Origin of the sequence: Streptomyces sp. NPDC059564 (assembly GCF_042735575.1) — a bacterium.
Taxonomy (GTDB): domain Bacteria; phylum Actinomycetota; class Actinomycetes; order Streptomycetales; family Streptomycetaceae; genus Streptomyces.
Genome location: NZ_JBHWBP010000249.1, coordinates 1 through 11398, shown reverse-complemented (window position 1 = coordinate 11398; position 11398 = coordinate 1). Strand labels below are relative to the sequence as shown.

10 protein-coding genes are annotated in these 11398 nt (G+C 73.5%); 8 read left to right on the top strand and 2 right to left on the bottom strand.

Going from position 1 to position 11398, the window contains the following annotated elements:
- Positions 1-21: 21 nt before the first annotated feature.
- Positions 22-816: a hypothetical protein gene (locus ACFV0Q_RS30095; RefSeq protein ID WP_385009517.1), complete on the bottom strand. Its 795-nt coding sequence runs from the start codon at positions 814-816 to the stop codon at positions 22-24.
- A 160-nt stretch (positions 817-976) separates the two neighbouring features.
- On the opposite strand from ACFV0Q_RS30095, the gene ACFV0Q_RS30090 reads away from it, so the two are divergent.
- The 7 genes from ACFV0Q_RS30090 (at position 977) to ACFV0Q_RS30060 (ending at position 7419) form a co-directional block, all read left to right on the top strand.
- Entirely contained in the window at positions 977-1618 is a 642-nt protein-coding gene (locus ACFV0Q_RS30090; protein WP_385009516.1) for a phosphatase PAP2 family protein, read from the top strand.
- A complete protein-coding gene (locus ACFV0Q_RS30085) occupies positions 1615-2529 on the top strand; it encodes an A/G-specific adenine glycosylase (protein ID WP_385009515.1) in 915 nt (304 codons plus the stop codon). The genes ACFV0Q_RS30090 and ACFV0Q_RS30085 overlap by 4 nt, the downstream gene beginning before the upstream one ends.
- Before the next feature lie 217 nt (positions 2530-2746).
- Positions 2747-3307 (top strand): SigE family RNA polymerase sigma factor, encoded by a 561-nt coding sequence (locus ACFV0Q_RS30080; RefSeq protein ID WP_053678383.1) that lies wholly within the window; start codon positions 2747-2749, stop codon positions 3305-3307.
- A 38-nt stretch (positions 3308-3345) separates the two neighbouring features.
- The gene (locus ACFV0Q_RS30075; protein WP_385009514.1) at positions 3346-3996 is read left to right on the top strand and encodes a hypothetical protein; all 651 of its coding nucleotides are present in this window, start codon (positions 3346-3348) and stop codon (positions 3994-3996) included.
- 16 nt (positions 3997-4012) lie between these two features.
- Positions 4013-4726: a two-component system response regulator CseB gene (cseB, locus tag ACFV0Q_RS30070; RefSeq protein WP_285541989.1), complete on the top strand. Its 714-nt coding sequence runs from the start codon at positions 4013-4015 to the stop codon at positions 4724-4726.
- Between the two features lie 63 nt (positions 4727-4789).
- The gene (gene cseC / locus ACFV0Q_RS30065) at positions 4790-6100 is read left to right on the top strand and encodes a two-component system sensor histidine kinase CseC (RefSeq protein ID WP_385009513.1); all 1311 of its coding nucleotides are present in this window, start codon (positions 4790-4792) and stop codon (positions 6098-6100) included.
- A gap of 137 nt (positions 6101-6237) precedes the next feature.
- Positions 6238-7419, top strand: a complete 1182-nt coding sequence (locus tag ACFV0Q_RS30060) for a LamG-like jellyroll fold domain-containing protein (protein WP_385009512.1) — start codon at positions 6238-6240, stop codon at positions 7417-7419.
- 55 nt (positions 7420-7474) lie between these two features.
- Here the strand turns inward: ACFV0Q_RS30060 and ACFV0Q_RS30055 are convergent, their stop codons facing one another.
- A complete protein-coding gene (locus tag ACFV0Q_RS30055; protein ID WP_385009511.1) occupies positions 7475-8089 on the bottom strand; it encodes a M23 family metallopeptidase in 615 nt (204 codons plus the stop codon).
- A gap of 359 nt (positions 8090-8448) precedes the next feature.
- On the opposite strand from ACFV0Q_RS30055, the gene ACFV0Q_RS30050 reads away from it, so the two are divergent.
- Positions 8449-11355, top strand: coding sequence for an NACHT domain-containing protein (locus ACFV0Q_RS30050; protein ID WP_385009510.1), 2907 nt, complete (start codon positions 8449-8451; stop codon positions 11353-11355).
- The last annotated feature ends 43 nt before the right edge of the window (positions 11356-11398 follow it).

The following is an 11398-nucleotide window of genomic DNA, read 5'->3' as shown; positions in this document are numbered from 1 at the left end:
CATCCAGCCTCGCCGGCGTTGTCAGTCCTGCTTCAGGACGAAGGACGTGCGGGCCACCGGGAGGCCCGGGGACTTGACCTCGACCACGTACGTGTCGGGGGCCGGGTTGCCCGCCGGAGGCGTCTGGCACTGGTCCGGGGCGCTCGGTTTGCGGTCCCATTCCACGGACTGCTTCGTCTCCCCCTGCGCCGGCAGCCGGAAGAACGCGTTCGCCGCGCCCGTCGGGCAGTCGGCCGAGGACCAGACGGCCTTGGCGCCCTGCGTCTGGAAGATCGTCACGACCGCCTGCTTCGGGCCGAGCCCGAACTTGCAGGTGCTTCCGGAGATGTTGCGCACGAGGAGTTCGAGACGCGGCTTCTCGTTCGTCTCGTACTCGTTCTTCACGCTCTTGACCTCCCACTGCAGCGCGCTCGCCGCGCACGTCGGCAGCGGGGACTCCGCCGGGACCTGCGCCGGGGAGCCGCCGCCGGAGCCCGCCGCGGAACCGGAGTCGCTGCCGGAGCCCGAACCGGAGCCGGGTTCGCCGTTCTTGCCCGCGCCGCCGCCGGAACCACCCGCGCCCGTGCCCGAGTCGCCACGCCCGCCCGGCGCCTGACTGATCGCCGGGCCGGATCCGGAGGGTCCCGGGGTGATCGTGCGCACGGGTCCGGAGCCGTCGCCGCCGCCCTTGCCGTTCGTACTGGACGTGCCGCCACCGGAACTGACGGTCCATACGGCGAGCAGCGCCAAGAGCGCCGCGACGGACGCGAGAACGGCCCTCCGTCGCCAGTAAATGGAGGAGGGGAGCGGCCCGACCGGATTGCGCAGAGATCCCACGCACCGAACCTTACGAGAACTCGCCCCGCGATCAGCGCCCCCCATGCCGCGCGCCCGGCAGGTTTTGCCGATGATCATCCTGCGGGCGTACCCGCGAGCGCCGAGAACCGGCCATCCGACTGACGCGACCGGAACGGGCCGCCCAGTACGGTCGGTGACCATGGACAGCTCCGCCCTCTACCGCACCGTCACCGACTTCGCCCACACCACGCCCCCCTGGGTGCGCTCGGCCTTCGAGGTGTGGACCGAGTACGGGCTGCTGCTCTTCGGTCTGCTCTTCATATCCGTCTGGTGGCGGGCGCGCCGGCACGGCGGTCCCCGGGCCCTCGCGCTCGCCGTCCTCGCCCCGCTGTCCACCGCGCTCGTCTACGTCGCCTCCGAGCTGGTGAAGTCCACCGTCGACGAGGAGCGCCCCTGCCGGGCGGTGGCCGGGGCGGCCGCCTCGCTGATCCCCTGCCCGGCGTACGGGGACTGGTCCTTCCCCAGCAACCACTCGGCCATCGCGGGCGCGGCCGCCGTCGCGCTGGCGCTGGCCGTGCCCCGGCTCGCGCTGCTGACGGTGCCCGTCGCGCTGCTGATGGCGTTCTCCCGCGTCTTCGTCGGGGTGCACTACCCGCACGACGTGGCCATGGGCCTGCTGCTGGGTGCTTCGCTGGCCGCCCTGGCCGTGCTCGCGCTCGCCTCCCCGCTGGCCCGGGTGATCGCCGCCGTACGGGCGAGCGGCAACCGCGCCGCTGTCTGGTTCACCGGTCCGGGCCCGGCACGGCAGGGCCGAAACGTGCCAGGATGCCGTCTGCCATGACTGCATCCCCCGCTTCCCCCCAGAGTCCCCCGCACGCCGCCCGCGCGCTGCACTCCCCCGTCATCGCGTGGTTCGACGAGCACGCCCGCGACCTGCCCTGGCGCCGCCCCGAGGCCGGCCCCTGGGGGGTCATGGTCAGCGAGTTCATGCTCCAGCAGACCCCCGTCAGCCGGGTCCTGCCGGTCTACGAGCAGTGGCTCGCCCGCTGGCCCCGGCCCGCCGACCTGGCCGCCGACGCGCCGGGTGAGGCCGTACGGGCCTGGGGGCGCCTGGGCTACCCGCGCCGGGCGCTGCGCCTGCACGGCGCGGCCGTCGCGATAACGGAACGGCACGGTGGCGACGTACCGCGGGACCACGCGCAGCTGCTGTCGCTGCCGGGGATCGGCGAGTACACGGCCGCCGCGGTGGCCTCCTTCGCGTACGGGCAGCGGCACGCGGTGCTGGACACCAACGTGCGCCGGGTCTTCGCCCGCGCCTCCACCGGGGTCGAGTACCCGCCGAACGCGACCACGGCCGCCGAGCGGCGCCTCGCCCGGGAGCTGCTGCCCGAGGACGAGACGACGGCGGCGCGCTGGGCGGCGGCGTCCATGGAGCTGGGCGCGCTGGTCTGCACGGCCAAGAGCCCGGACTGCGCGCGCTGCCCGGTGGCGGGTCTGTGCGCGTGGCGCCTGGCCGGGAAGCCCGCGCACGAGGGGCCGCCGCGGCGCGGGCAGACGTACGCGGGGACGGACCGGCAGGTGCGCGGCAAGCTGCTGGCCGTGCTGCGCGAGGCGGTCGGACCGGTTCCGCAGTCGGTGCTCGACACCGTCTGGGACGAGCCGGTGCAGCGGGCGCGGGCGCTGGACGGGCTGGTGTCCGACGGGCTCGTGGAGCCGCTGGCGCACGGCATGTACCGGCTGCCGCAGACCTGACCCGCGGCAGACCGGCGTCGCCTGGAACCCGGCTCGAAGTTGACTCAAGGATTCCGCTTCGGGCCGGAAAACCGCAGCTCACGGGCACTGTTACACAACCTATGGGTGTCCGTGCTCCCACCGAAGGCTGACCCGCACAGTGCCGTGACAACCCGTCCGTACCTTCGGATCCGTAAGCCAGCGGATGAGCGGTTGGTCGGAACGGAGGCGGTCTGAGATGGCGCACGGCGAGGTACTCGAATTCGAGGAGTACGTACGCACCCGGCAGGACGCGCTGCTGCGCAGTGCCCGGCGCCTGGTCCCGGACCCCACCGACGCCCAGGACCTCCTGCAGACCGCGCTCGTGCGCACCTACGGCCGCTGGGACGGCATCGCCGACAAGTCGCTGGCCGACGCCTACCTGCGCCGCGTCATGATCAACACCCGTACCGAGTGGTGGCGCGCCCGCAAGCTCGACGAGGTCCCCACCGAGCAGCTCCCCGACGCCTCCGTCGAGGACGGTTCCGACCAGCGCGCCGACCGCGCCCTGCTCATGGACATCCTGAAGGTGCTCGCGCCCAAGCAGCGCAGTGTGGTGGTCCTGCGACACTGGGAGCAGATGAGCACCGAGGAAACGGCCGCGGCGCTCGGTATGTCGGCGGGAACCGTGAAGAGCACACTGCACCGCGCACTGGCCCGGCTCCGCCAGGAGCTGGAGAGCCGGGACCTGGACATGCGTGCGCTCGAACGCGGCGACCACACCATCCGGTACGAGGGGCGGGAGCGGTGCGCGGCCTGACAGGCCAAGAACTGAGCGGCAGAGGCTCTCTGGTACTGATGTCGGCGGGGACGGTCGTCCTCGTCGGCACCGTGCTGTTCGCGGCCGGCTGCTCCACCGGCGGCACGGGGCTCAAGGACGGCGGCCCGGCCCGCACCGACACCGTGTCCCGCAACAACCAGCCGACCGGCGCCCCGGCCACCGAGTCGGCCGCCCCGGACCACTCCCCCGCCGCGTCCACCGGCGCCCAGGTCAAGCGGGTCGACCCGGTGGCGCTGCTCAAGGCGGACCCGAAGGTCAGCGCCGCGGTCAAGCGGGACCTCAAGCCCTGCACGGGCAAGGAGTACCCGATCGACGTGTCCTACGGGAAGGTCACCGGGAACACCGTCGTCGACATCGTCGTCAACGTGCTGTCCTGCGCCGACGCCGTGGGCCGCGGCTCGTACGTGTACCGGGCCGACGGCGGCAAGTACGAGAATGTCTTCACGGACGAGCAGCCGCCCGTCTACGCGGAGATCGACCGCGGCGAGCTGGTGCTCAACAAGCCCGTGTACGGCAAGAGCGACGCGCTGGCCTACCCGTCGGGCGAGGACGTGATCACGTACCGCTGGAACGGGGAACGGTTCACCGAGCAGGACCGGGTGCACACCGATTACAGCAATGTGGTCGACGGCGGGAGCCAGCCCGCCCCGGCCGTGACGAAGAGCTGACGAAGTGAGGCTGGGCATGGCCGAGACCCATGTGCTGTTCGTGGAGGACGACGACGTCATCCGCGAGGCCACGACGCTCGCGCTGGAACGCGACGGGTTCGTGGTCACCGCCATGCCCGACGGCCTGTCCGGCCTGGAGTCCTTCCGGGCCGACCGCCCGGACATCGCACTGCTCGACGTGATGGTGCCCGGCATGGACGGCGTGAGCCTGTGCCGCCGCATCCGCGACGAGTCGACCGTTCCCGTGATCATGCTGTCGGCGCGGGCCGACTCCATCGACGTGGTCCTGGGGCTGGAGGCGGGCGCGGACGACTACGTCACCAAGCCCTTCGACGGCTCGGTCCTCGTCGCCCGGATCCGCGCCGTGCTGCGCCGCTTCGGGCACGCGGGCGGCCCGCAGAACGGCGCCTCGAACGGCTCCGAGGCGGACGGCTCCGGCGAGCGCGGGGTGCTGTCCTTCGGGGACCTGGAGGTCGACACCGAGGGCATGGAGGTCCGCAAGGCGGGCGCGTCCGTGGCCCTGACGCCGACCGAGATGCGGCTGCTGCTGGAGTTCTCCTCCGCGCCCGGTACCGTCCTCTCCCGCGACCGGCTGCTGGAGCGGGTCTGGGACTACGACTGGGGCGGCGACACCCGCGTCGTGGACGTCCACGTCCAGCGGCTGCGCACCAAGATCGGGCAGGACCGGATCGAGACGGTCCGGGGCTTCGGATACAAACTCAAGGCATAGGGATGAGGAAGGCGAAGGTCATGGGGGACGCGACCGCATGAGGACCATGAGGACCGCGACCGCATGAGGCGCTTCACCCTGCGCACGGGGATCCGCTGGAAGATCACGCTCGCCATCGCCGCCGTCGGCGCGCTCACCGCGCTGGCACTGAGCCTGGTGGTGCACAGCGCTGCCCGCGTGTCGATGCTTGAGAGCGCTCGCGAGCAGGAGCTGGAGCGGGTGCAGTGGATCGCCCGCACGCCCGAGGGCGGCCGCAAGCCCATCTGGGGGGCCAAGCTCAACGATCCCGAGCTGCCCGCCGAGCTGCGGGACAAGGCCCGCTCGGGGCGGCGCGGCACCTACGTCCAGGAGTCCCGCAAGGGACCGCAGGTGTGGGCCGCCGTACCGCTCGGCAACGGGCAGGTGCTCTCCCTGAACCACCGGTTCCAGGAGAGCGCCAACATGGTGCGCGACCTGGACCGGGCCCTGGTGGTCGGCTCGCTGGCCGTGGTGATCGGCGGATCGGCCCTCGGGGTGCTGATCGGCGGCCAGATCTCCAGCCGGCTGCGCAAGGCCGCGGCCGCCGCGCAGCGGGTGGCGCACGGGGATCCGGACGTACGGGTGCGGGACGCCGTCGGCGGCGTCGTACGGGACGAGACGGACGACCTCGCGCGGGCCGTGGACGCCATGGCGGACGCGCTCCAGCAGCGGCTGGAGGCCGAGCGGCGGGTGACCGCGGACATCGCGCACGAGCTGCGGACCCCGGTGACGGGCCTGCTCACGGCGGCGGAACTGCTGCCTCCGGGCCGGCCGACGGAGCTGGTGCGCGACCGGGCCCAGGCGATGCGGGCGCTGGTCGAGGACGTACTGGAGGTGGCCCGGCTGGACAGCGCGTCGGAGCGGGCCGAGCTGCAGGACGTGGCGCTGGGCGAGTTCGTGAGCCGGCGGGTGTCCTCCCTGATGCCGGAGGCCTCGGTACGGGTGGTCGCCGACGAGATCGTCAGCACCGATCCGCGCCGCCTGGAGCGGATCCTCGGCAACCTGCTGGCCAACGCCGCCCGGTACGGGCAGCCGCCGGTCCAGGTCGACATCGAGGGCCGGGTCGTGCGCGTACGGGACCACGGGCCGGGATTCCCCGAGGCGCTGCTGCTGGAGGGGCCGAGCCGCTTCCGGACGGGGTCGACGGACCGGGCGGGGGTCGGGCACGGGCTGGGGCTGACCATCGCGGAGGGCCAGGCGCGGGTCCTGGGCGCGCGGCTGACGTTCCGCAACGTGGCGGCCCCGGGCGGGGCCACGGGCGAGGGCGCCGCGGCGGGGGCGGTGGCGGTGCTGTGGCTGCCGGAGCACGCGCCGACGGCCACGGGCAGCTTCCCGATCATCCAGCTGCCGGGCTGAGGCGGCGCCGGGGGCTGCTCCCCGGCTCCTCTCCGGCTCCTCTCCGGCTTCTCCCCGGCTTCTCCCCGGCGTGATCGGTGCCGGATCGGGACCGGCGGCCGTTCGCCCGCACACCGCGATGTTTTAGCATCCGTGCCATGACTGACGGTACGGATCGCCCCCACAGCCCCCAGCCCGACCCCGCCTCCGGGAGCGGCGGCTACGGATACCCGGCTGACCGGATATCCGGCGGGTACGGCTATCCGCAGCCCGGACAGGCCGCCCCCCAGCCGGGCGCCAACCCCTACCAGCCCGAGCCGGCGCCCGGTCAGCCGGCCGGCGCGCAGGGCTTCGGCCCGCCGCAGGCGCAGCCGCCGCTCGGCGCGGAACCGTTCCCTCCCGGCGGGCCCGCCCCGGACGCCTTCGGCGCCGCCGCCGCGCAGCCGGACTGGCAGGCGATGGCCGACCGCACCGAGGCGCAGCGGCGCAAGCGCCGGATGCTGACCATCGGGATCGGCGCCCTGGCGGTGGTCCTGGTGGCGGGGGGCGCGGCCTTCTTCGTACTGAACGGGTCGGACGGGCCCGGGAAGGAGCCGGTGACGGCCTCCTCGGACTCCCCCGGCCCCTCCGGCCCGTCGGGGTCCGCGGACCCCAAGACCCCGGAGGACGACTCCCCGACGGTGCCGGGCGAACCGAACCTGCTGCGCGACCGCAGCGGCAAGATGGGCATCGCGCTCGGCCCGGGCGCCTCGCTGGGCGAGCTGGCCAAGCGGACCGAGGTCCGGTTCAAGGGGACGGCGGACTCGTACGCGCAGGGCGCGGAGGCGGGCGTGGACGTCACGAAGAGCTTCACCGTCTCCACCCGCGCCTACAACGTGTCCGAGACCGGTTCGCGGATGGCGGTCAGCCAGGGCGACGGGGTCTCGTACTCCTTCGAGCTGGGCTTCGAGGTCGTGAACGGCAAGAAGGCCTGGGTGTTCCGGGTGCAGACCGGCGACAAGGGCCAGGCGGCGACGGCCCAGCAGGTGGTCGTGGACAACGTCAACACGACGCGGACGTGGGCCCTGCTGACGGGGACCTACGACGCGGAGAAGAAGACCATCGCGCTGTGGGTGGACGACAAGCAGGCCGGTCAGGCGCAGGTCTCCGGCATCTGGGCCGGCCCCGGGCCGCTGCAGCTGGGCCGGGCCCGCCACCACGGGATCTGGAGCGCCGCGTGGGACGGTCCGCTCGACCACATCCGGGTCTTCGACCAGGTGCTGGGGCAGGAGCAGATCACGGCGCTGAAGAACAACAAGCCCGACAAGAAGACCAGGTCCACGCACTCCTGGCTGATATGACCGCGCCCCCGCCCCGGGTTCCGGGGCGGGGGCGGTGCCCTCTCGGGGCCGCGTATCAGACGGTGACGCCGACGGTGCGCAGGAAGGCGACCGGGTTGACGGCGGAGCCGTAGTTCGGGGTGGTGCGGATCTCGAAGTGGAGGTGCGGGCCGCTGGAGTTGCCGGTGTTGCCGGACAGCGCGATCCGCTGGTCCACGGAGACCTTCTGGCCGATCTTGACCTGGATCTTCGAGAGGTGCGCGTACTGCGAGTACGTGTTGTTCGCGTGCTTGATCACGATGGCGTTGCCGTACGCGGGGCCGTCGCCGCCGCCGTTCGGGCCGGCCTTCACGACGGTGCCGGCGGCCGCGGCCTTGACCGGGGTGCCGACGGGGACGGCGAAGTCCTGGCCGGAGTGCTTGTGCGACCACATGGTGCCGCCCTTGCCGAAGGTCGCGGACAGCGTGTAGGTCTTCACCGGCTTGTCCCACAGACCGGTCTTCGCCGAGGCGGCGGCCTGGGCCTGCGCCTGCGCCTCGACGGAGATCTGCCCGGCGACGGCGGGGAGCGCGGCGGGGGCCTCGTCGGCGAAGGCGGCGGTCGTCCCGGCCCCGAGTGCCAGGACCGCACCGAGACCGGTGGCGGTGAGGGCGATACGGGTACGACGGGTGCTGACGCGCTTCGCGGACATGTGCTGACCTCCGGGGCCGGGGACAAGGACGTGAATCAGGCAAGAAAGGACCCGGCGCTGCGGCCGTGAGCCGTCGGTGCCGGGCTTGCCCATCCTTGGTAACCCGGGTCCCCGTTCTTCCCCAAACCTCCCGATTACTACCCGGCCTCGTATCGGCGCGAGTGATGTACGTCCTGTTGACGGCGTCCGGGCTGGGCCGGGGGGTGGACAATGCCGGGCCAGGGGTGGACAAAACGGGCTACAAAACCTACGAGAGGTCCTAGTAGGTCCGTTTTGCCCTGTGCGGCTTGTCACCGGCCCGGGACGTCCAGGCCCGTTTACGGGGCCTGCGCCCGCAACCGTCACTACGCTCCCGCGTCATGGACGCATCGATGGCGGGCATACGGCTGACCACGGCCGTGATGGGCCCGCTGCTCAGGAAGCTCTTACGGACCGAGGGCCCGGGCGCCGGCCTCGTGGACAGACCCGTACGCATCGCCCCCCACGTCTCCCTGCGCGAGAAACGCGTCCTGGACCGGGACGACCTGCGACGACTGGCCGACACCGCCGTCGAGGAGGCCCTGCGGACCCCCGGCGAGCGGCCCGTACCCCCCGGCGAGGAGGCGGGCGTCGCCGCCGCCCTCGCCACCACCCTCCAGGCACTCGGCGACATCACCCTGACCGACCTGCAGGCCGTCCACCTCGGCCACGAGGCCCTCGCCCGGCAACTGCGGGCCGCCGCCCCCGAACCCGTACTCGGCCGGGACGCGCTGCTCTTCCACGACCGGCTGCTGACCGCCACCTGCCTGCACGTGCTGAACTTCTTCACCCAGCGCGCCACCTTCGTCCCGGCCGCCCTCGTGGAACAGACCCGCCTCATCGCACGGCTGATCGCGATCATGGACGCCGCCCGCCCGGACCCGGCCGGTGCCGACGCCGCCTTCGAACGCGACTACCTCGCCTACACGGCCACGCGGCACGGCACCCTCACGATCTTCGGCCTCGACCTCGCCCCCGACGCCGCCCGCTGGCCCCTGGACGTCGCCTACCTCAGCCTCGAAGCCGCGAGCGGCACCGGCGAGGGCCTGCGCACCGCCCCCGCCGACGAGGTCCTCACCCGCGGCGAACGGGCCCTGCTGCGCGGCGAGGCCGGCTCCGGCAAGACCACCCTGGTCCAGTGGCTCGCCGTCTCCGCGGCCCGGGGCGGCCAGGGCGGGCGCATCCCCTACGTCCTGCCCCTGCGCACCCTGACCCGCCACGGGGAGCGCCTGCCCGCCCCCGGGGACTTCCTCGGCTCCGCCGGCTCCCCGCTGGCCGGGGCCCAGCCCCCGGGCTGGGAGGCCAGGGTGCTGCGCGACCGGCGCGCCCTGATGCTGGTCGACGGCCTGGACGAGATCCCGGAGCCCGAGCGCGCCCGCGCCCGCGACTGGCTCGCCAGGCTGCTCGCGGCGTACCCGGGCAACCGCTGGCTGGTCACCTCCCGCCCCTCGGCGGTCCGCCAGGACTGGCTGGCCGGGGAGGGCTTCGACGAGCTGACCCTGTCCCCCATGAACCGGGCCGAAGTCGCCGGCTTCGTCGAACGCTGGCACCGCGCCGCCGGGGCCCCGGACGCGGACGGCGCCCAGCTGCTGGCCGCCGTCCGCGCCAAGCCCGACCTCGACCGGCTCGCCACCAACCCCCTGCTGTGCGGGCTGATCTGCGCCCTGCACCGCGAACGCCGGGGCTTCCTCCCGTCGGGCCGCAAAGAGCTGTACACCGCCGCCCTGTCGATGCTGCTCTACCGCCGCGACATCGAGCGGGACCTGCTGCTGCCGGACCTGGCGGAGGAACCGCAGCTCCAGCTGCTCCAGCGGCTGGCGTACTGGCTGATCCGCAACGGCCACACCGAGCTGGACCGGCAGCAGGCCCGCGAGCTCCTCGAGAAGGCCCTCCCCTCGGTCCCGGCCGCCGCCGCGGCCCTGGGCGGCGCCTCCGACGTCCTACGGCACTTCGTGAACCGCACGGGCCTGCTGCGGGCCCCGACGGAGGACACCGTCGAGTTCGTCCACCGCACCTTCCAGGACTTCCTGGGGGCCCGTGCGGCCCTGGACGACGTCAGCTTCGGGGAACTGGCCGCGCACTGCGAGGACGACCAGTGGGAGGACGTCATCCGCCTCGCGGTGGCCCAGGGCCGCCCCCGCGACCGCGCGGAGATCCTCCGGGCCCTGCTGTCCCGCAACACCGACCGCTCGGCCCTGCTGGCCCTCGCCTCCCTGGAGGGCGCCCCGGAACTCGACCCCGCGATCCGCACCGACGTCGAACAGCAGGCGGCCCGGCTCGTGCCGCCCGCAGACATCGAGGCCGCCCGCGCCCTGGGAGCGGTGGGCCCGCTCGTCCTGGACCTGCTGCCCGGCCCGGAGGGGGCGGCCACCGACCGGGAGGCCCACCTCTCGGTCGTCGCCGCCGGCGCGGTCGGCTCCGACCTCGCCATCCCCTTCCTGGCCCGGTACCGCGCCCATCCCTCCGAGCACCTGCGGGACACGCTCGTCCAGCTCTGGTCGATGTTCGACAGCCGCCGGTACGCCGCCGAGGTCATCGCCGGCCTCGATCCGCCCCCGGAGCGGGTCACCGTCCGCTCGGACGCCCAGCTGGAAGCCCTCGTCGGACTCGGCGTGCGCGAGCTGAGGGCGACCGGGGAGCTCTCGCACCGGGCGCTCACCGCGTGCCTGGAGCAGATCCAGATCGAGGGGCTGACCCTGGAGAACAACCCCGGACTGACCGACGTGGACTTCCTCGGCGGACAGCGCTCCCTGAAACGTGTGGAAATCGCCCACTGCGGGGCGCTGCGGGATCTGTCGGGGCTCCACGGGCTCCCCGTCGAGGACGCCGTGCTCATCCTCACCGGCTCCCTCTCCCTGGACGCCGTGACCCGCAGCTGGCCCGCGCTGCACTCGCTCACCCTCACCGGGTCCTACGCGGAGTGGTCCCTGGACTCCCTCGCCCCCGGCGTCTCACTGGTCACGCTCCAGCTCACCCGGCCCACACCGTCCCTGCGGGGCCTGGTGCGCCACCCGCGGCTGAGCGACCTGTGGCTCGCCGGGACGCCCGGCCCGGCGGACTGGGAGGCCATCGGGCGCCTGGAACACCTGCGGCACCTGGCCCTGCCGGCATCGGCGCTCGGGAGCATCCCGGACTCGCTGCGGATGCCCGCGGTACGCGGCCTCGCCCTCACCGCGCCGGAGCGGATGCGGGTGCCCGCGTACTCCGACGTGGCCGCCCGGCACTTCCCCAACGCCAACCTCGACTAGCCGCGTACGGCGGGCCCACGGCAGAAAGGGGCGGCCCCGGAAC

Coding starts and splice junctions, on each gene's coding strand:
- ACFV0Q_RS30085 (WP_385009515.1), top strand. CDS start 1,615: ATGACTGCATCCCCCGCTTCCCCCCAGAGTCCCCCGCACGCCGCCCGC.
- ACFV0Q_RS30060 (WP_385009512.1), top strand. CDS start 6,238: ATGACTGACGGTACGGATCGCCCCCACAGCCCCCAGCCCGACCCCGCC.
- ACFV0Q_RS30090 (WP_385009516.1), top strand. CDS start 977: ATGGACAGCTCCGCCCTCTACCGCACCGTCACCGACTTCGCCCACACC.
- cseB (WP_285541989.1), top strand. CDS start 4,013: ATGGCCGAGACCCATGTGCTGTTCGTGGAGGACGACGACGTCATCCGC.
- cseC (WP_385009513.1), top strand. CDS start 4,790: ATGAGGCGCTTCACCCTGCGCACGGGGATCCGCTGGAAGATCACGCTC.
- ACFV0Q_RS30055 (WP_385009511.1), bottom strand. CDS start 8,089: ATGTCCGCGAAGCGCGTCAGCACCCGTCGTACCCGTATCGCCCTCACC.
- ACFV0Q_RS30050 (WP_385009510.1), top strand. CDS start 8,449: ATGGACGCATCGATGGCGGGCATACGGCTGACCACGGCCGTGATGGGC.
- ACFV0Q_RS30080 (WP_053678383.1), top strand. CDS start 2,747: ATGGCGCACGGCGAGGTACTCGAATTCGAGGAGTACGTACGCACCCGG.
- ACFV0Q_RS30075 (WP_385009514.1), top strand. CDS start 3,346: ATGTCGGCGGGGACGGTCGTCCTCGTCGGCACCGTGCTGTTCGCGGCC.